23 protein-coding genes, 2 tRNA genes and 1 pseudogene are annotated in these 18,145 nt (G+C 64.2%); 12 read left to right on the top strand and 14 right to left on the bottom strand.

Annotated features, from left to right (window positions below; all coding sequences use genetic code 11):
* Window positions 1–57: 57 nt before the first annotated feature.
* Window positions 58–795: an SDR family oxidoreductase gene (locus AWB74_RS27815; protein WP_061149866.1), complete on the bottom strand. Its 738-nt coding sequence runs from the start codon at window positions 793–795 to the stop codon at window positions 58–60.
* 219 nt (window positions 796–1,014) lie between these two features.
* On the opposite strand from AWB74_RS27815, the gene AWB74_RS27820 reads away from it, so the two are divergent.
* Window positions 1,015–2,037: a methyltransferase gene (locus tag AWB74_RS27820; RefSeq protein ID WP_061149867.1), complete on the top strand. Its 1,023-nt coding sequence runs from the start codon at window positions 1,015–1,017 to the stop codon at window positions 2,035–2,037.
* A 27-nt stretch (window positions 2,038–2,064) separates the two neighbouring features.
* Here AWB74_RS27820 and AWB74_RS27825 read toward each other — a convergent pair whose 3' ends face one another.
* The 3 genes from AWB74_RS27825 to AWB74_RS27835 form a co-directional block, all read right to left on the bottom strand.
* Window positions 2,065–2,268 carry a hypothetical protein gene (locus AWB74_RS27825; protein WP_061149868.1) on the bottom strand — a complete coding sequence of 68 codons (204 nt, stop codon included), beginning with the start codon at window positions 2,266–2,268 and terminating at the stop codon, window positions 2,065–2,067.
* 113 nt (window positions 2,269–2,381) lie between these two features.
* Window positions 2,382–2,777, bottom strand: a complete 396-nt coding sequence (locus AWB74_RS27830; protein ID WP_087039221.1) for a DUF5594 family protein — start codon at window positions 2,775–2,777, stop codon at window positions 2,382–2,384.
* Window positions 2,778–2,842: 65 nt separating this feature from the next.
* Window positions 2,843–3,145, bottom strand: a complete 303-nt coding sequence (locus tag AWB74_RS27835) for a hypothetical protein (protein ID WP_061149870.1) — start codon at window positions 3,143–3,145, stop codon at window positions 2,843–2,845.
* 178 nt (window positions 3,146–3,323) lie between these two features.
* Here AWB74_RS27835 and dusA point away from each other — a divergent pair, with 178 nt between their 5' ends.
* From dusA to AWB74_RS27855, 4 genes are all read left to right on the top strand, one after another.
* Complete coding sequence (gene dusA, locus AWB74_RS27840; protein WP_061149871.1) at window positions 3,324–4,328, top strand: tRNA dihydrouridine(20/20a) synthase DusA; 1,005 nt, start codon at window positions 3,324–3,326, stop codon at window positions 4,326–4,328.
* A 118-nt stretch (window positions 4,329–4,446) separates the two neighbouring features.
* Window positions 4,447–4,522, top strand: a tRNA-His gene (locus tag AWB74_RS27845).
* A 111-nt stretch (window positions 4,523–4,633) separates the two neighbouring features.
* Complete coding sequence (locus AWB74_RS27850) at window positions 4,634–4,879, top strand: hypothetical protein (RefSeq protein WP_087039222.1); 246 nt, start codon at window positions 4,634–4,636, stop codon at window positions 4,877–4,879.
* Between the two features lie 108 nt (window positions 4,880–4,987).
* Window positions 4,988–5,413, top strand: a complete 426-nt coding sequence (locus AWB74_RS27855) for a hypothetical protein (protein ID WP_061149872.1) — start codon at window positions 4,988–4,990, stop codon at window positions 5,411–5,413.
* Between the two features lie 65 nt (window positions 5,414–5,478).
* Here the strand turns inward: AWB74_RS27855 and AWB74_RS27860 are convergent, their stop codons facing one another.
* The 6 genes from AWB74_RS27860 to AWB74_RS27885 form a co-directional block, all read right to left on the bottom strand.
* Window positions 5,479–6,588, bottom strand: a complete 1,110-nt coding sequence (locus AWB74_RS27860) for an enoyl-CoA hydratase/isomerase family protein (RefSeq protein WP_061149873.1) — start codon at window positions 6,586–6,588, stop codon at window positions 5,479–5,481.
* Entirely contained in the window at window positions 6,585–7,280 is a 696-nt protein-coding gene (locus AWB74_RS27865) for a TetR/AcrR family transcriptional regulator (protein ID WP_235024690.1), read from the bottom strand. The genes AWB74_RS27860 and AWB74_RS27865 overlap by 4 nt, the downstream gene beginning before the upstream one ends.
* Window positions 7,281–7,329: 49 nt before the next feature.
* Window positions 7,330–7,512 (bottom strand): hypothetical protein, encoded by a 183-nt coding sequence (locus AWB74_RS27870; protein WP_061149875.1) that lies wholly within the window; start codon window positions 7,510–7,512, stop codon window positions 7,330–7,332.
* Window positions 7,513–7,737: 225 nt separating this feature from the next.
* A complete protein-coding gene (locus AWB74_RS27875; RefSeq protein WP_061124684.1) occupies window positions 7,738–8,022 on the bottom strand; it encodes a DUF1488 family protein in 285 nt (94 codons plus the stop codon).
* Window positions 8,023–8,164: 142 nt separating this feature from the next.
* A complete protein-coding gene (locus AWB74_RS27880; RefSeq protein ID WP_235024691.1) occupies window positions 8,165–8,518 on the bottom strand; it encodes a hypothetical protein in 354 nt (117 codons plus the stop codon).
* Window positions 8,518–8,784 (bottom strand): hypothetical protein, encoded by a 267-nt coding sequence (locus AWB74_RS27885; RefSeq protein ID WP_061149877.1) that lies wholly within the window; start codon window positions 8,782–8,784, stop codon window positions 8,518–8,520. The genes AWB74_RS27880 and AWB74_RS27885 overlap by 1 nt, the downstream gene beginning before the upstream one ends.
* A gap of 337 nt (window positions 8,785–9,121) precedes the next feature.
* On the opposite strand from AWB74_RS27885, the gene AWB74_RS27890 reads away from it, so the two are divergent.
* Complete coding sequence (locus AWB74_RS27890) at window positions 9,122–9,505, top strand: hypothetical protein (protein ID WP_061149878.1); 384 nt, start codon at window positions 9,122–9,124, stop codon at window positions 9,503–9,505.
* A gap of 18 nt (window positions 9,506–9,523) precedes the next feature.
* Here AWB74_RS27890 and AWB74_RS27895 read toward each other — a convergent pair whose 3' ends face one another.
* The 3 genes from AWB74_RS27895 to AWB74_RS27905 form a co-directional block, all read right to left on the bottom strand.
* On the bottom strand, window positions 9,524–9,862 hold the full coding sequence (locus tag AWB74_RS27895; RefSeq protein ID WP_014191191.1) for a DMT family transporter: 339 nt from the start codon (window positions 9,860–9,862) through the stop codon (window positions 9,524–9,526).
* A gap of 55 nt (window positions 9,863–9,917) precedes the next feature.
* Complete coding sequence (locus tag AWB74_RS27900; RefSeq protein ID WP_061149879.1) at window positions 9,918–10,415, bottom strand: heme-degrading domain-containing protein; 498 nt, start codon at window positions 10,413–10,415, stop codon at window positions 9,918–9,920.
* A gap of 236 nt (window positions 10,416–10,651) precedes the next feature.
* Window positions 10,652–10,728 (bottom strand) — tRNA-Met (locus AWB74_RS27905).
* Window positions 10,729–10,931: 203 nt separating this feature from the next.
* On the opposite strand from AWB74_RS27905, the gene AWB74_RS27910 reads away from it, so the two are divergent.
* From AWB74_RS27910 to AWB74_RS27920, 3 genes are all read left to right on the top strand, one after another.
* The gene (locus AWB74_RS27910) at window positions 10,932–11,288 is read left to right on the top strand and encodes a DUF2946 domain-containing protein (protein ID WP_235024692.1); all 357 of its coding nucleotides are present in this window, start codon (window positions 10,932–10,934) and stop codon (window positions 11,286–11,288) included.
* An 85-nt stretch (window positions 11,289–11,373) separates the two neighbouring features.
* Complete coding sequence (locus AWB74_RS27915; RefSeq protein ID WP_061149897.1) at window positions 11,374–11,736, top strand: copper resistance CopC family protein; 363 nt, start codon at window positions 11,374–11,376, stop codon at window positions 11,734–11,736.
* Window positions 11,737–11,743: 7 nt separating this feature from the next.
* The gene (locus AWB74_RS27920) at window positions 11,744–12,175 is read left to right on the top strand and encodes a copper chaperone PCu(A)C (protein ID WP_061149881.1); all 432 of its coding nucleotides are present in this window, start codon (window positions 11,744–11,746) and stop codon (window positions 12,173–12,175) included.
* 78 nt (window positions 12,176–12,253) lie between these two features.
* Here the strand turns inward: AWB74_RS27920 and AWB74_RS27925 are convergent, their stop codons facing one another.
* A complete protein-coding gene (locus AWB74_RS27925; protein WP_061149882.1) occupies window positions 12,254–14,812 on the bottom strand; it encodes a penicillin-binding protein 1A in 2,559 nt (852 codons plus the stop codon).
* 487 nt (window positions 14,813–15,299) lie between these two features.
* Between AWB74_RS27925 and AWB74_RS27930 the strand changes: the two are divergent.
* The 3 genes and pseudogenes from AWB74_RS27930 to AWB74_RS27940 form a co-directional block, all read left to right on the top strand.
* Window positions 15,300–15,587 (top strand): annotated as a pseudogene (locus AWB74_RS27930) (plasmid mobilization protein); the annotation flags it as partial.
* A 359-nt stretch (window positions 15,588–15,946) separates the two neighbouring features.
* Window positions 15,947–16,627, top strand: a complete 681-nt coding sequence (locus tag AWB74_RS27935) for a PspA/IM30 family protein (RefSeq protein ID WP_061149884.1) — start codon at window positions 15,947–15,949, stop codon at window positions 16,625–16,627.
* Window positions 16,628–16,759: 132 nt separating this feature from the next.
* Complete coding sequence (locus AWB74_RS27940) at window positions 16,760–17,983, top strand: tetratricopeptide repeat protein (protein WP_061149885.1); 1,224 nt, start codon at window positions 16,760–16,762, stop codon at window positions 17,981–17,983.
* Window positions 17,984–18,145: the final 162 nt, after the last annotated feature.

Raw genomic sequence — 18,145 nt, forward strand, 5'->3', positions numbered from 1 at the left:
AGATTGTGCGCCGGCTTTGCGCGGGATGCGTCGCAAAGCGCGGCACTTACGGTCGACTCAAAGCTGGCTCATGCCGCCGTCGATAATGATCTCCGTGCCGACGATGAACCCCGATTCCGGCGATGCGAGATGCAGCACCGTCGCCGCCACTTCACTCGACTTGCCGAAACGGCCGAGCGGGATCTGGCTGCGCAGTTGCGCGGCGGCATCGTCGGCGAGGCCGAGCTTGTCGTGCAGCGGCGTCGTGACCGGGCCGGGACTCACGACATTCACACGCACGCCGCGCGGCAGCAATTCCGCCGACAGCGTCTTCGCCAGCGACACGAACGCGGCCTTGCTCGCCGCATAGATCGACGACATCGGCATGCCGATATGCGCGTTGATCGAACCGTTCAGCACGATCGATGCGCCTTCGTTGAAGAGCGGCACCAGCGACTGGATCTGGAAATACGGACCCTTCACGTTGATCGCGAAGGTCTCGTCCCAGGCGCGTTCGTCGATGTCCGTGAACGGCCCGAAAGTGGCGATGCCCGCGTTGACGAACACCGCGTCGAGCCGGATGTTTGCGTCGGTCAGGCGTTGCGCGAGTTCGCGCGCCGATTCGACCGTGCCCGTCACGTTGCGTATCGCCAGCGCGTTAGCGCCGAGCGACGCGCGCGCCGTTGCGAGCGAGCTTTCGTCGCGGCCCGTGATGACGACCCGCGCGCCTTCCGCGGCGAATGCCTGCGCCGTCGCGAGACCGATGCCGCTGTTGCCGCCGGTAACCAGAACTGTCTTGCCTTCGAAGCGGTTCATGATGTTGTCCTTGTGAACGTTGATCAGTGTGAAGCCATTATGGACGCGGAGTTGGGCGCTGCCGTGCGACGCGGTTGATGCACACGTTCGATATCGTCGAACGTGTTTCGGCTGTGTGATTCTGCGCGATTTCTGCGTATGACGGCCAACATATCCCCTTGAACCCGATACGCGCGGCATCTAGAGTTACGCAGTCGTACTTCCGACAGGAGGCACATCATGCAAGAGGCTACGAGCGCGAACCCCGATCCGCAACGGCTGCTGCAAATCGGCATGGCGTTCTGGGCATCGAAGGCGATGCTCTCGGCGGTCGAACTGGGCGTCTTCACGGCGCTGTCGAACGGTCCGCGGCAGGCGGACGATCTCGCGAAGGCGCTCGGGCTGCATCCGCGCGGGGCGCTGGATTTTCTCGATACGCTCGTCGCGCTCGATCTGCTCACGCGCGACAACGGCCTCTACGCGAACGCGAGCGATGCCGATTTCTTCCTCGACCGCAACAAGCCGTCGTATGTCGGCGGCCTGCTGGAGATGGCGAACGCGCGTCTCTACCCGTTCTGGGGATCGCTCACCGAAGCGCTGCGCACCGGGCTGCCGCAGAACGAAGCGAAGCATGGCGGCAATCTCTTCGAAACCTTGTACAGCGATCCGGCGCGTCTGCGCGGCTTTCTCCACGCAATGAGCGGCGTCAGCATGGGCGCGGCGAAGGCAATCGCGCGGCAGTTTCCGTGGAGCGAGTACAGCACGTTCATCGACATCGGCGCGGCGCAGGGTGCGCTGCCCGTGCAGGTCGCACTGGCGCATCCGCATCTGACGGGCGGCGGCTTCGACCTGCCGGTGGTCGGCCCGGTGTTCGATGACTACGTCGCCGCAAACGGCCTTCAGGACCGGCTGCGCTTCTATCCCGGCGATTTCTTCAAGGACGCGTGCCCCTCGGCCGACGTGCTCGTGATGGGGCACATCCTGCACGACTGGAACCTGGAGCAGAAACGCGCGTTACTTGCGAAGTGCCACGCGGCGCTGCCATCGGGCGGCTGCCTCATCGTGTACGACGCGATCATCGACGACGAGCGACGCCAGAATGCGTTCGGCCTGCTCATGAGCCTCAACATGCTGATCGAGACGCCAGGCGGCTTCGATTACACCGGCGCGCAGTGCTGCGCGTGGATGCGCGAGGCGGGATTTGCGACGGCGCGCGTCGAGCCGCTCGTGGGAGCGGATTCGATGGTGATCGCGACGAAGTGAGTCCGCCGCCCGGCGCGCGCCGTGAGATCAGTGGTCGTTCGACATCCCTTTGAGACGATCGGTGCCGGCGTCGCGGGCCGCGTCGGCCGTGGCGAAGTTTTCCTCGGAAACCATCGCGCGCTTGACTTCGCGCGCGTTGAAATCGACGAGCGCGATGACCCAGACGAAGCCGCCCGCCTGTTCCGCGGTTTGCACGAATGCGCGCAGATTGCCTTCATTCGACGATGCCATACCGACCTCCTCGTTCACGTTGATGCGCCCAGCCGGCGATGCGGGATGCGCAGAACCGGCGATGCGATGCGTCGGCTGAACGGGCGCTAACGGGCGGCAGCCGGCCGCCGTGATCAGGCTTCGAAATCCAGACCGCCGAACAGCACCGACGGTTCCGCCTGTGAGCGCGTCGCGAGATCCACCTCGCGTGCGCCCTGCCACGCGTCGAGCTTCGCGGCGATTGCATCGAGATAACGCAGGAATCGGGCCTCGCCGCCAACACCGAGCAGACGCTCGATTTCCTCGTCGTCCCAGGTGAGAAACACGTTGAGCGGACAGGCGTAGACGTGTCGACGCCCGTCGCCCTCGCCCGGGGCCCGCTCGGCGCTCACCTGCAGACGCGTCGGCACACGCGGATTTTCGTACGGAAGGATGGCGGCGCGCACACCGTGACCGGCGACACGCGTCACGCGCTCGACGATGCGCGGCATGAACTCGGTCTCGAACCGGAGCGCCTGTTCTCGATTCAACGCTTGTCTCCGCGAGCCGGGCGCCTGCCGTGATGCCGGCGAAGCGGCGCCCTTTTGCGAGGTGCTCAGACGGCCGGCAGGTCTTCGAGCGATTTCTCGATCTGCCCGTCCTGCACGCGCGCCTCGATGCCGATATGTCCGTTCGCGTACGGCAGCGCGGCGACTTTCGGGCCGAGAAACGTGCGGCCGCCGAGTATGAAGAGCGTGCGGACTTCCTTGCCGCTCTTGATGGCGTCCACGACCTGCTGGACATCCACGATGGTCGTGGGCGCGGCCCAGGCGTTGGCGCCCGGATCGAAACTGCCCCAGCGCACGCTGGTCACACGGTCGTTGGTCCAGCGCACACCGTCGATCGCCAAAGTAGCCATATCTGCCTCCCATGTCGTCTTTTTGGGGTGGTTTGAAAATGCTAGCACGGTGGGCGAGAGGCGGTTTGCGTTTGCGACGTGACGCGCGCACACGCGACCGAATTGTCGCGCTGCGGTAAAATTGTCGATTCCCCTTCAGATTCAAGCGGCTCGCCCGAAAGCGCGGCCGCCGTCGCCCATGTCAGCCGTATCGAAGATCAGCCCCCGCCGCGTGTCCGTCGCTCCGATGATGGACTGGACCGACCGGCATTGCCGCTCCCTGCACCGGCTCGTGTCGCGCCACGCCTGGCTCTACACGGAAATGGTGACGACGGGCGCGCTGCTTTACGGCGATGTCGCGCGTCATCTCGCGTTCACGCCCGCCGAAGCGCCCGTCGCATTGCAACTCGGCGGCAGCGAGCCGGGCGATCTCGCGAAAAGCGCGAAGCTCGGCGAGCAATGGGGCTACGACGAAATCAACCTGAACTGCGGATGCCCGTCGGAGCGCGTGCAGCGCGGCGCATTCGGCGCGTGCCTGATGAAAGAGCCGCAACTCGTCGCGGATTGCGTGAAGGCGATGCGCGACGCGGTATCGATTCCGGTGACGGTCAAGCATCGCATCGGCGTCGATACGGTCGAAGACTACGAGTTCGTGCGCGATTTCGTCGGCACCATCGCCGATGCGGGTTGCGAGGTGTTCATCGTGCATGCGCGCAACGCGATTCTCAAAGGCCTGAGCCCGAAGGAGAACCGCGAGATTCCGCCGCTCAAGTACGAGTACGCGTATCGGTTGAAGCGCGATTTCCCGCATCTGGAGATTTCGATCAACGGCGGCATCAAGACGCTCGATGAAGTCGAGGAACATCTGAAGCACGTCGACGGCGTGATGCTCGGGCGCGAGGCTTATCACAATCCGTATGTGCTCGCGGGCGTCGACACGCGCTTCTATGGCGCGGATACGCCGGTTCCCTCGCGCGAAGAGATCGAAGCGGGGCTGATCGACTATGCGCGCCACGAACTCGCGCGCGGCACGTATCTCGGCGCCGTGACGCGGCATGCGCTCGGGCTGTATCGCGGCGTGGCAGGCGCACGCGGATGGCGTCGCGTGCTGTCGGACAATCGCCGCCTCGCCACTGGCGACTTGACGATTTTCGACGAGGCGCGCGGGCAACTTCGCGAGGCCGTGGAAGCGATGGAATCCTGAAGCCTGGGCGTCGGGAAAAGATGCTCAAAAGGACTAGGCAAGCGCAATCTTTGTTCGTATAATCTCGCTTCTTGATTGCTGCAGCAGTTCTAAAGCAGTCGAGATCGCGGTAACAGTGGTGGCTGTAGCTCAGTTGGTAGAGTCCAGGATTGTGATTCCTGTCGTCGTGGGTTCGAGTCCCATCAGCCACCCCACCGAGAATTCATGCAAAAAGCCCAGTCGTGCGACTGGGCTTTTTGCTTTGTGGGCCGTCCCGGGCACGCGCGATGCACGCGAATCAGGTCTCGCCTTCGCGGAGACCAAACATGGCCCGGCATCATCTCGCGGCAGCAGCCCTTCTGCTCTTCACGACCCTCGCCTCTCACGCTCAGACCGCCCGCCCCGACGACAACGCTTCGATGGTGAAACCACCGGGCGCACCCGGCGCGCCCTCCGCGAGCGCGACGCGCCCCGACAACCCCGACAACATGCCGGTCAAGAAACCGACCCCGCCGCCGAACAGCGACCGCATGCTACATCACAGCCCGGCAAGCGACGCGATCGCGAAATAGCGAGACAACGGCATCGGACCGGCTTCGAAGCGCGCGCGACGCCACTATAATGGCGCTCGTTTCGATAACGTAGAGAACCGCGCCTTACGGCCTCAGGCGGTCCAGCCAATGCAAAAAGTCATCCTGCCGCTCGTTTCTGGTTTTCTCGCCGCGCTCTTCTTTCGCGAATCGACCCTGGCGCTTCTGCACGCAGCGGGAGTCATCGATCCGGCCGGCTTTTCCACCATCCCGTTCCTGCCGCTCGGCATTCCCGAATTCATCGCCAATGCGCTGTGGAGCTCGCTTTTCGCCGTTCTGATGGCGTGGCTTCTGCGTGTCGCGCCCGATCACGGCGCACCGTGGATCGGCGCACTCGTGTTCGGCGGCATCGTGCTCACGGCGGTCGGCGCGTTCGTGATCGATCCGGCGCGCGGCATCTGGCCGAGCGGCAACATGCTGCCGCGTCTGGCTCCGAGCTTCATCGCCAATGCGATGTGGGGCTGGGGCGCGCTCGTCTTCATGCGCGCCTTCATGGCGGGCAGCGAATCACGCTGACGTTCGATTAGCGTTCGAACTGCATGGTGCGAAGCGAAAGCGGCCCCGACGGGCCGCTTCGCGTTTCAGTCCTTGAGCAACCGCAGCGGATGCGCCGCCGGCGTCCACGCGCTCTCGAACATGCGGTCCACATCCGCGGCGTTCACATCCTCGGCGCGAGCGATCTTCCAGCGCGGCTCGTTGTCCTTGTCGACGATGCGCGCGCGGATGCCCTCCATCACGTCGCCACGTTCGAACATCGTGCGCGTGAGATCGAGGTCGCGGCGCAGCGTCTCGGCCATCGTGGAGAACCTGGCGCGATCGACTTGCTGCAGCGCTACATCGACGGACAGCGGCGAACGCTCGCGCAGTTCGGCCGCCGTGCGCTTCGCCCAGTCGTTGCCGTTGTCGGCCTCGCGCTCCAGCGACGCGACGATCGCCGCGCCATTGCCCGCCGCGAAGTGCTTGTCGATCATCGTGCGCGCGGCGGCTAGCTCGCTCTTCTCCGGAATCGGCGCGACCTTGTGCTTCGTCGTTTCGCCCTGCACGAAGCGCACGATCTCCACGCCATCGAGAAAGCGCTGGTGCCGCAGCGATTCGATGAGGCCCGGCAGCGCTTCATCGTCGAGATAGGCGTCGGCCATGCGGGCATAGAGCGCATCGGCGGCGGCGAGAGTCGCGCCCGTCGCCGCGAGATAACGGCCGATCGCGCCCGGCGCGCGTGCGAGGAACCAACTCACGCCGACATCGGGAAAGAGGCCGATGCGCGTCTCGGGCATCGCCATCTTCGTCGACTGCGTGACGATGCGCAGCCCGCCCGTGTGATGCGCGCCCTGCGAGATGCCCATGCCACCGCCCATCACGACGCCGTTCATCACCGCGACATACGGTTTAGGGAACGTGAAGATCGCGTGATTGAGCTTGTATTCGTCGGTGAAGAATGCGTCGATCGCGTCGCGCTCGCCTGCCTTCGCGGACTCGTACAGGAAGCGGATGTCGCCGCCCGCGCAAAACGCGCGCACGTGCGGGCTATAGGCGACGACAGCGCGGATCGCCTGATCGTGGCGCCACGCGCGCAATGCCTCGCTGATCGCGCGCAGCATCGGCGGGGTCAACGCGTTGAGTGCCTTCGGACGATCGAGCGCAATGAAGCCGATGCCGTTGGCGGTGTCGATACGGATGTCTTCGGTGGTCATCGTGTTGAAGTGTCGGGTCGGTTTCGAGGATCGGATCCTCGAGCTTCAATTCCGTTGACCGGCGCGAACCACGCGTCGAGCGACAACTCGACGAGCGTCGCGGCCGGCGTCTCGGGCAACGACGCGCCATTCAGATTCAGCGCGACGATGCCATGCAGATTCGCCCACAGCCCTTCCGCACAGGCGAGCGGCGCGGCGTGCGGCGGCAGCCGGTCGGCCGCGCGCAACTCGACGAACGCATCCGCGATCAGCGAAAGCGTCGCCGCACCGGTCGCGGCCGCCTTCCCCGCGCGGTCGTCGCCTTCCGCGTCGGGATCGGCGTGCGCTGCGGGCTCCATGAACATCAGCCGATACGTCTCGGGCTCGGCCAGCCCGAATTCGACATACGCGCGCGCCATTGCGTTCAGTCGCGCGGCCGGGTCCGCGATCGTCGTATGCGCGAGAAACACGTCACGCAGACTCGCGTGGCCTTCCATGCGCAACGCCCGCGCGATCTCGCCACGGCTCTTGAAATGAAGATAGAGCGCGGCGGGCGAATAGTCGATCGCCTCGGCCAGCTTTCTCATCGACAGCGACGCGAACCCTTCGCGCTTCACGATCTCGCGCGAGACTTCGAGTATGCGCTCACGCAGCGCCTGACGCTGCTCGCGTCGCTGCTCGGTGCGCCGCTCCTGCGGACCCATGCGAGGCATTGTCGGCAGCACCTCTTTCGAAGTCAAATCGCGGCGCGCCGGCGGGCGCTCAGACGGTCATCTTGCTGTCGTCGTCGCGCCGCGATGCAGCGCGATAAAGCGGCTCGTCCGATTCGCCCAGCACGACCGAGGCGAACAGGATGCAGAAGCCGAGAATCAGCACACCGACGGCTGCCCAGATGAGCCATAGCGCATTGGACTCGATAAGTGAGTGAAAGAAGGAATGAAACATGACGACCCCGCGCGATTTTTATAATGGTGCTCAAGACAACGCATGCCGTTGAGCAAGTAATGTGCCGAGCGAATCGCATCGCGTGCGGCGAATATCGAGATGGTACTCCGTTGCGCGATCACGCGGAAGGCGGCGCAATGTATCTCGTATCGATATGAAGGACCGCGCGGTGGAGGTCTTACATCGGCCGTGTAAGGGACGACGTTCGCGTGGGCCGGAAATGCATCAGACCGTCACGCGTCCCGGCGGGAAGTGTCCGCTTTTCAGCAGCACGGGCATGCCGTTGGTCACGCGCAGATGCTCGCGCGCGACCGCTTCGATGCGCGAGCGACCCGCATCGAACGCATCGATCCAGCCGGCGCTGTCATAGCTTTGCGCCCCGAAGTGATCTTCCAGCGCTTCCACCGATATGGCGCATGGCACGCGCTTGCCATCGACGATCGCGGCGAACTCGACGGTCAGGTTGGAATCGCGGTAATCGGGCGCGTCCGGGAGGAATCGAATATTCATGATTGTCTCGTTGCTGGGGCGTGGCCGCGGTTCGAAGCGATGCGATCGTTTGCAGCGCCGCAAACGATCGCATGAATCGATTCGGCGACTATGGTACTCGCGCTCGCGCCGCACGGTCCAGCACCCCGCATGGTGCGGCGTTTCAGGCGGCCAGAACCGATTCGTCGACATCCACGACGAGCAGCGAGCTCGCCAGCGGATCGGCATAGTTGAAGTCGAGCAGACGGCTCATTTCGCGCACGCGCTCGCATACGCGGTCGCGCGCTTCGTCGGGCAGATGCGGATAGTCACGCAGCACCTGCGCATCGAAACGGTAATGCACGCCCCACGCGATGTTGCCAGGATGATTCGCCACCCCGCCCGTGCGCCAGCTCACGAAGAGCGCGGGCATCGCCTCGTGGCCGATTTCCGCGACGTCCGCGCCGCTCGGAAACAAATCGATGAGGCAATTCGCGACGTCGTACAGCACCGGATGTCGAAGATGTATGGGACGCATCACGTCGATTGCAGCAATCGGTCGATGTACTCGCGCGCCGCCTGCTCCACATGCTCGAGCGCTTCGCCTTCGGTGGCAAAGCGCCGCTCGGGCCCGAGGTCGACGAGCGCCTCGAAGCGATGCGCGTCGTCCGGGCCGCCGCGCGCGAGGCTCACCGACCCGACATAGATTGGAGCGCCGTCGTCGCCATCGGTGTGCGTTTGCACGAGCCGCGCCGAAGCGCTGATGTAAAACCCTCGATATGGCCCCGTGACTCGTTCTGCCATGCTTCACCTCCCATTTTTTACGTGCCGCGTGTGCGCCGATCCGCATGCGTCATCGAACAGGCAATTCCAACCGATAATCCAATGACATAAGGCGCGCAATCCGGAAAATAGTTCATCGGATATGGCCAGCGCATGCAGGCACTTGTCATCTTTCTTTCGCAAGCAACGCGCCCGCGCCGGATGCCGCGATGGCGCCCATGTCACGCCGCTAACAACCTCTTACGTGCCGCGTAAGCCGCGTATGGGACAATGCACATCTCAAAAAGCGCCCTCGCCGCGAAGCCGCGGTGAACGGCGCACATCGCAATTCCTTTTTCACGATTTTCACGAGGTAGAGATGAAGGAACCCGGCCGGCGCATGCGCCGTATCCCCGCACGCGTCGCGCATGGCGGCGCCGTTTCGCGCTTCACATGGTTGCGCGCGGCCACGCTCGGCGCGGCTGCCGTCGCTGTCGCGAGCCTTGGCGCGTGTGCGTCGTCGAACGAGGCGTCGCTCATCAACCTGCCCGACGGACAGACCGGCTACGCCGTCAACTGCAGCGGCGCGGACGCCGGATCGACCTGGGGAAGCTGCTATGTGCTCGCCGGCAAGAAATGCGGCGCGACGGGTTACGACATCGTGTCGAAGGACAACGAGGAAGGCGGCCCGACGGGCGGCGGCATCAACAACGTGATCTCGGCGAACGTCAAGAACCGCTCGATGATCGTGCGCTGCAAGTAAGCCGGGTCATGCACGCCGTCAGTGCGCGCTCATCTTCGAGAACGCATTGAGCACCACGACGCCCGCGACGATCAGGCCCATGCCGAACATGGCAGGCAGATCGGGCGTCTGCTTGAAGAGGAGCGCGGCGACGAGCGTGATGAGCACGATGCCCGCGCCCGACCACACGGCATACACGATGCCGACGGGCAACGCGCGCAGCGTCAGCGACAGCAGATAGAACGACAGCCCGTATCCGACCACGACGATGGCCGCGGGAAGCGCGCGCGTGAAGCCGTCGGAGGCGCGCAGCGCGGAAGTCGCGATGACTTCAGCGACGATCGCGATGGCGAGGAGCACATAAGCGGTTGAGCGCATCGTGTTGTCGTATTCGTTCGTTTGGTGTTTGTCGTTCGTCGTTTGATCGATGACGTCACTCGTGTCCGAGCGACAGCTTGCCGAAGTCCGCGCCGAGCACGGCGCACAGCGCTTCGACGACCATTTGATGATCGTCGCGCTGCGGAAGTCCCGACACCGCCACCGACCCGATCACGCCCGCGCCCGATACGCGCAAGGGAAACGCGCCGCCATGCGTCGCGAACTCGGCGATATCGAGGCCGTACTTGTCGGCGAGCGTCACGCCCGCCTGCTGCAGCGCGAGGCCGAGCGCATAGGAACTGCGGTGGAAATGCTCGACGGTGCGTGACTTGCGTTCGACCCAGCGCGCGTTGTCCGGCGTCGTGCCGTCGAGCGCGGCATAGAAGAGCTTGCGCCCGAATGTGCGCACGTCGATCACGACGGCCGCATCGCGCGCCAGCGCCATTTCGCGCAGTTGAGAGCCGATCTGCCACGCGTGCTCCGCATGAAATTGCGGGAAGACGAGCGTATGTTCCTGACGCGCGATGGCTTGCAGAACGTGTGGAATGTCCATGAGCGAGCGACTCCTTTATGCGTGTGCCTGGGAATGGTAGGCGCGTGTGACTGCTGTGACTGCTGCACCGGACCTTTGCGATTTTGACATGCGCGGTTGATGCCGCCACGTGCGGGTCGGTCATGGAACGGTGCAATTGCGACTTCGTCTGCGTGTACCGAATGCATCGATAATCACGCGCTGAAAAGCAAAAAGCCCGGCTTGACCGGGCTTTTCGATGTAATGCTGGACGGTGTTGGTTGCGGGGGTAGGATTTGAACCTACGACCTTCGGGTTATGAGCCCGACGAGCTGCCAGACTGCTCCACCCCGCGTCCGTCGAAGAAAAGATTATAAGTCATCGCTTAGTCCGGCGCAATGCCTTGTTTGCTTCGAACGAAGAAAACTCATCGATCGATGAAAGCAGCCCTGCGTCGATGCATCCCGGCGCGAAGCGAAGAGCATGGAAACACGCGTGGCATAATCGTTCGTTCATCATCGTATCGAGCGCGGCATGCAGCATTTGCGTCGGAGCATCATGAGGAAGGTCGGCGGGTTCGCGGCACTATGCGCGATGCTGCTGCTTTCGCTCGCGCCCGCCGCATCGCAGACGCTCGAGCATGCGCGCATCGAATCGCTGCTTGCTTCCGTATGCGCGACCGATACGCAAACGCCGCAAGCGCCGCATCATCCGCAACACGGCGTCGCCGGTCATCTGCACGCGTGCGATTATTGCGATCTCATCGCGCACGCGCCGACGCCGCCCACATCGATCGACAAGGACGGCTTCGTATCTTCATCGCGCGAAGTCTTCGCCGCGCCTCCACTCACCGATGCCCCCCGCCGCGCGTTGCTCAGTGCCGCCCGGCCGCGCGCGCCACCCGCTTTCGTCTGATTCCGCGCAAACACGCAAGCCTTCACTACGCACATCGCAAACATCGCTCGAAGCGCGAACTGCTTCGGGCATGCAAGGACACATCATGCTTTCATCATCGCTCGTGCGCGGCGCGCTCGCGCTCGCATTCATCGGCTCGGCGCAGCTCGCGTTCGCGCATGCTTTGCCGAAGCTCCAAAACCCTGGCCCCGGTGCGACCGTCAGCGCGCCGCATGAAGTCTCGATCGACTTCGGCGAGGCGCTCGAACCGACCTTCAGCAAGCTCATCGTCACCAATGCGCAGGGCACGCAGGTCAACACCGCGAAATCCATCGTCGACAACAACGACAAGAAGCACATGAGCGTCGCGCTCGGCGAGCTCGCCCCGGGCGTCTACAAGGTGCAATGGACCGCGGTCGCGGCGGACGGGCATCGCACGCAAGGCCACAACAACTTCACCGTCAAGTGAGAACGCAATGAAAAAGATCGCTGTACTCGCGGGCGCGCTCGCCTGCGCTTCCATCGCTCAGGCCGCGACGCTCGAAGCCCGCGATTGCTGGGTTCGCGCGATGCCGCCAAACCTGCCGTCATCGGGTTACTTCACCGTCGCGAACAACGGCGACAAGCCCGCGACGATCACCGCAGCCGAGACGCCCGCATTCGGCATGACGATGATGCACAAGTCGGAGACGAAGAACGGCACGGCGACGATGTCGCACGTCGATTCCGTCGATGTGCCCGCGCATGGCACCCTGAGCTTCGCGCCGAAGGGCTATCACTTGATGCTCGAAGAGCCGGGCAAGCCGCTCAAGGTCGGCTCGACGATTCCCCTCACCCTCACGTTCGCCGACAAGTCCACGCTCGACGTGAACTGCGCGGTGAAGTCGGCGGCGACGGTCGGCAAATAACGGTCCCTTCCCAAAGCAAAGCGCGCCGGGTCCGCGAGAACCCGGCGCGCTTTTTTTGCGCGAAGCAAAAACACGCCGTCAGTGCTTGCTGAACAGGTCCATGATCTGCTTGCGCTCGTCGGTCGTGACTTGCGGTGCGGGCGGCGCCTGCATGCCCGCGGGACCGACGCCGCCCATCGTCGTGGCGTCGCCTGCCATCGGATTGGCGTTGTCCAGCCCGATGCTCGCGACGAAGCCCGCGCCCGGCGTGCGGTCCGCGTAGAACAGCTCGCCGTCGACGGTCGTGATGCCATCCGGCTTCGCCATCTGTTCCTGCGGAATGCCGCGCAGCGCGCGGCCCATGTACTCGACCCAGATCGGCAGCGCGAGCTGCGCGCCGAACTCGCGGCTGCCGAGCGTCTTCGGCTGGTCGTAACCCATCCACGCCACCGCGACGAGCTGTTTCTGATACCCCGCGAACCAGCCGTCTTTCGCGTCGTTGGTCGTGCCGGTCTTGCCCTGCAGGTCGTTGCGCTTGAGCACGTTGGTGCCCGAACCCGTGCCCTGCGTCGCGACCGTATGCAGCAGGCTGTTCATCACGTACGCGTTGCGCGGATCGAGCGTCTGCGGCGCGTTGCTGCCTGCGATGAGCGGGCTCGCGCGCGAGATCACGCTGCCGCGCGCGTCGGCGACGTCAGCGATCAGATACGGATTGATGCGATAGCCGCCGTTCGCGAACACCGAGTACGCGCCGGAGAGCTGCAACGGCGTGACGAGTCCGGCGCCAAGTGCGAGCGGCAGATAAGGCGGCGTCTTGTCCTTGTCGAAGCCGAACTTCTGCGTGACGAAGTCCTGCGCATAGCCCGTGCCGATATACGACAGGATGCGGATCGACACGAGGTTCTTCGACTTCTGCAAGCCGGTGCGCATCGACATCGGGCCGTCGGGCTGATCGTCGTCCTTCGGCTCCCAAGCATCGCCGCCGCCCGCCGCGGGGAAATACAGCGGCGCGTCGTTGATGATGGTCGCGGGTCCGATGCCCTTGTCGAGCGCGGCCGAATAGATGAACGGCTTGAAGCTCGAGCCCGGCTGACGCCATGCCTGCGTCACGTGATTGAACTTGTTCTTGTTGAAGTCGAAGCCGCCGACGAGCGCGCGGATCGCGCCGTCCTGCGGCGTCATCGATACGAGCGCGCCTTCGACCTGCGGCAATTGCGTGATCTGCCAGGCGCCCTTGCCGTCTTTCGACAGTCGCACGATCGAGCCCGGCTTGATCGCGAGCGCCTTCGACGCATTGGCGCGCAGCCCCGCCGCCGCGAAGCGCAGCCCTTCGCCCGTAATGGTCGCGGTATCGCCACCGACGAACTGCGCCGTCACCTGCTTCGGGCTCGCGCCCGTGACGACCGCCGAGACGAGCTCGCCGTTGTCGGGATGATCGACGAGTGCGTCTTCGATCGCCTCGGCGCGGTCATCCGCGTTCGACGGCAGATTGATGTTGCCCTCGGGCCCGCGATAACCGTGACGCCGTTCGTAATCCATCACGCCCTTGCGCACGGCTTTGTACGCGGCGTCCTGATCGGCGGAATCGATCGTCGTCGTGACCGTGAGGCCGCGCGTGTACGCCTCTTCCTTGTACTGCGCGTACATCATCTGCCGCACCATTTCCGCGACGTATTCGGCATGCACGCCGTATTCGGTGCCGCCCGACTTCGTATGAATCTCTTCCGCGACGGCCTGATCGTACTGTTCGCGCGTGACGAAATTGAGATCCAGCATGCGCTTCAGGATGTACTGCTGACGCACTTTCGCGCGCTTTGGATTGACGACCGGGTTATATGCCGACGGCGCCTTAGGCAGTCCCGCGAGCATCGCCGCCTCGGCGAGCGTGATGTCCTTCAGGTCCTTGCCGAAGTACACGCGCGCGGCCGCCGAAAAGCCGTATGCGCGCTCGCCGAGATAGATCTGATTCATGTACAGCTCGAGAATCTGATCTTTCGTGAGCGCGCGCTCGATCTTGTATGCGAGCAGCATCTCGTAGATCTTGCGCGTGTAAGTCTTCTCGCTCGACAGGAAGAAGTTGCGCGCGACCTGCATCGTGATCGTGCTCGCGCCCTGCGATGCGCCGCCGTGCATCAGGTCGGTCACGCCCGCACGCAGAATGCCGATGAAGTCGACGCCGCCGTGTTCGTAAAAGCGATAGTCCTCGATCGCGAGCACGGCCTTCTTCATCTGATCGGGAATATCCTGAAAGCGCACGAGGCTGCGGCGCTCTTCGCCGAATTCGCCGATCAGCACGTGATCGGCGGTATAGACGCGCAACGGCACCTTCGGCCGATAGTCGATGAGCGCATTGAGCGACGGCAGGTTCGGGCCCATGACGACGACCGCATAGCCGACGATGAGCGCGCCCACCACCACGCCGATGGCGGCGATTCCGGCGAACCATAGCCCGATGCGCGCCAGCGGTGAGCGGCCGTTGCGATCGTCACGGTTATCGCGGTCATTGCGGCCATTGCGACCGCCGCGGCCATTGCCACCGCCGTTGCCGCCGTTGCGTCCGCCGCTGTCGGCGTTCTTTGCATCGTTGAGGCTGTTCCAGCGGGGTTCGCGATCGTGTCGCGATGATTTCGATGAATCGGGTCGTTTGATGATAGGCATGACTGGGATCGTTCGGCGCGCTGTGAAGCGCGCGCGCTGCCGCGCTGCGATGCGCCGCGTGCGGCGCTACTGCAAAGACGGGACGAGCGAATGGCGGGCCGGTTTCGACCGAGGGTAACGGTGCATTTTAAAGAATTCGGGCGAGCCGCTACAAAACCGCCGGAGATTTTTTGTAAGTAAATGCCGCCGGCCGGTCGAATCGGCATGAATGCGAGGTTACCCACAGAAAGTGTTGAGAGCCTTGTGGACAACCGTATGAGAAAATGCCCAAGTCGTTGATCGCGCGTCTCTTTTGCGCGATGCTCATCGCGCGTGTGATGCGGCGTGGGCCACACCCACCGCCGCGCACAAACCGATATGATGGTTGCATGGATCGCAGGTTCCCCGCGCCCCACTACCCGACCTGCGCCAGCGCTGTCGTGCCCGTTGTTTGATGAACCGAAGCCGCGATCGCCTTTACGATCGCCTTACTGTTTGCGAGCCGCTCATGACGACCAAACCCAGCGAACGCATCGTTGTTTTCGTGACTCCCGCGCAGAAGCTGGCCATCAGCAAAACGGCGGACACGCTCGGCATCAGCGTAAGCGAGCTCATGCGGCGCGCGGTGCTCAATTTCAACGCGACGAGCGAGCAGATCAAGGTGGCGGGCATCGTCGACCGCCTGCGCGCGCCCAAAGCCCCCGATGCACTCAGTGCCGCGCTCAAGAGCGTCGCCGAGAAAGCCGCGGCGCGCGAAGCCCGCGAGGCGGCGGCGAGCGCGACCAAACGTGCTGCGCAGGTGCGCAGCGTGCCGCATACGCCCCCCGTTTCCGATGCATCCGACGAAGAAGTCGAGCACGACACGGATCACGGCGATGACGCCTCCTCGCTCACGGACGGCACGCGTTCCGGACGCTAATCCGCGGCCGCCGCTTCACGCTATCGGCGAGACGCGTCGCGTCATCCTGCGTCGTTACACTCCTTAACCTTCCGTTAAGTCCCGATTAAGTCACGGCATGATCTAATGAGCGGGTAAACCCGGCGTGCATGTGCGTCGCACGTGACGCTTGCAATCCCGCACGTTGCGCCTCACATTCGAGCCGCGTGGCACGCACGTGAGCGTGCAAAGCCGCCGTCTTCATCCAGGAGAAATACATGTCGCTTTTCGATTCCATCACGCGCACGGTCAAAGGCCTCTTGAACGACGCCGCCGACACCATGCAGGACCCTTCGCGCGACGCCCGCCAGATCGTGCGCGAGCTCGACGAAAGCATCGCGAAGGCGGAAAACTCGCTCATCGAGATCGAAGCGCAGGTCGCGACGCAGCAGAGCAAGCGCGACGCCGCCAACGACAAGGCGAAGAAATACGAAGACGGCGCGAAGCGCGCGCTGCAGGCGGGCGACGAAGGCCTCGCGCGTGAAGCGCTCGCGGCGCAGGCGAACGCCGAAACCGAACGCGATGCGCTCGCGGCCGAACTGCAGACGCTTGAACCGTCGGTCGAGCATCTGAAAAAGCAGATCGCCGACATGCGTCAGCGCCGCAACGATCTCAACGCGCGCTCGAACATTCTTCAGGCGAAGCAGCAGATCGCGACCGCGAAGGACACGGCCGCGACGGCACTGGGCGGCATCGGCGGCAGGAATCTTTCCGAAGACTTCCAGAAGCTCGAGGACAAGGTCCAGCTCGCCAACGCGCGCTCGGATGCGCGTCTGAATTCCGCCGATCAGAAGTCCGGCAAAGCGCTCGACGACAAGCTCGCCGAACTCCATCGCGGGCCTTCCGTCGAAGATCGTCTCGAAGCGCTGAAGAAGCAGTTGAACACGCCGGCGCAGTGAGAATCGGCGTCTGATGGCAAGCGAGCGCCGCGAACTATAAGGCGAGCGGCGCGTCGCACGAATATGCGTTACCTTGAGCAGTACACGATTGCATCGACAGGAGACGGACGTTCATCGCGTCCGGCCCGCATCATGAAAAAGACGTTGACGGCTCTGGCGTTGTCCTTGTCGCTCGCTTCCCCGCTCGCGTTCGCCGCGCCGACTGCTCAGCAGGTCGAGCAGTCGATGACGCAGGGGAACTGGCAAAAGGCCGACTCCCAACTGAGCGAAGTGCTCGAAGCGCATCCGAAGAACGCGCACGCGCACTATCTGTACGCGCAGGTGCTCGACCGCGAGGGCCGCTACAGCGACGCCCTTTCGCATCTGCAACAGGCGAAATCGCTCGATCCATCGTTGAGCTTCACGGACCCGTCGCGCTTCGCGGCCACGCAAGCCCGCATTCAGGCCGATGCGACGCGCGCCAGCATCTCGCCGCGGTCCGACAACGGCGCGACGGGCACGGTCACGGTCACGCAGAATCCGTTCAATCAGGGGCAGGCGGCCGCCGCACAGCAAAATCACGGCATCGGCATGGGCGCGTGGATCGGCTTTGCTGTGCTGATCGCGGCGATCGCGCTCGTGCTGCGCTGGGGCTTGCGCCGCGCCCGCGCGCGTGACGACGGCCGCGCCGACGACGACCGCCGCTCCCAGCTCAAGCGCGCAACCGAACTCCTCAACGACGTGCGAACCTTGAAGCTCGACGTGCGGCTCTCTACCGCGCCGGGTCACGAAGCGCTCCTGCGCGACGTGGAAGGCGCGGAGACGCAGTTGCGCGAGATGGTCGAAGCGTTATCGAACGCGAAGAATCCGGTGCCGCCGTACGCCATCGAAGATCTGGAGAATCAGGTCGCGAGCCTGAAGGCGCGTGCCGAAGGCCGGCCCGATCCGAACGCGGCGAATTACGCGCAGAACGGCGCGCCGAATGGGTCGCCTTACGCGCAGGAAGCCGAGCGCTTCGGACGCGGTCAGCCGCAGCCGTATCCGCAACAAGGGCCCTATCCGCCGAATGCGCCGCAGCAAGGCCAGCAGCCGCCCGTCATCATTCAGCAAGGCGGTGGCGGATTCGGCGGCGGCATGGGCGGCCTGCTCACCGGCGTGCTGCTCGGCCAGGCGTTGTCGCACGGGCGCGATCGTGTGATCGAGCGCGACGTGCCGGTCGATCGTCCCGCGCAGAACGACAACGGCGGCCTCGATTTCGGCAACAACAATGGCGGCGGCCTCGACTTTGGCAACGGATCGAACGACTGGAACGACAACAGCGGCGGCGGCGGCCTGGACCTCGGCAGCAACAACGATGACGGCTGGCGCGATTCCTGAACTTGCCGCGCACGCATGATGATGCAAGGGCCCCGTTTGCGCGGGGCCCTTGTCGTTTCGGCGCGGAGAATCAGCGCATCAGCCGCCGCCGAGAAAGCGCAGCAAACCCCACAAAAACTTGAAGAAGCCGACGATGAATTCCCAGATGCGCCCGAGCTGATC

This window comes from Caballeronia arvi (assembly GCF_001544695.2).
Classification (GTDB): Bacteria; Pseudomonadota; Gammaproteobacteria; order Burkholderiales; family Burkholderiaceae; genus Caballeronia; species Caballeronia arvi.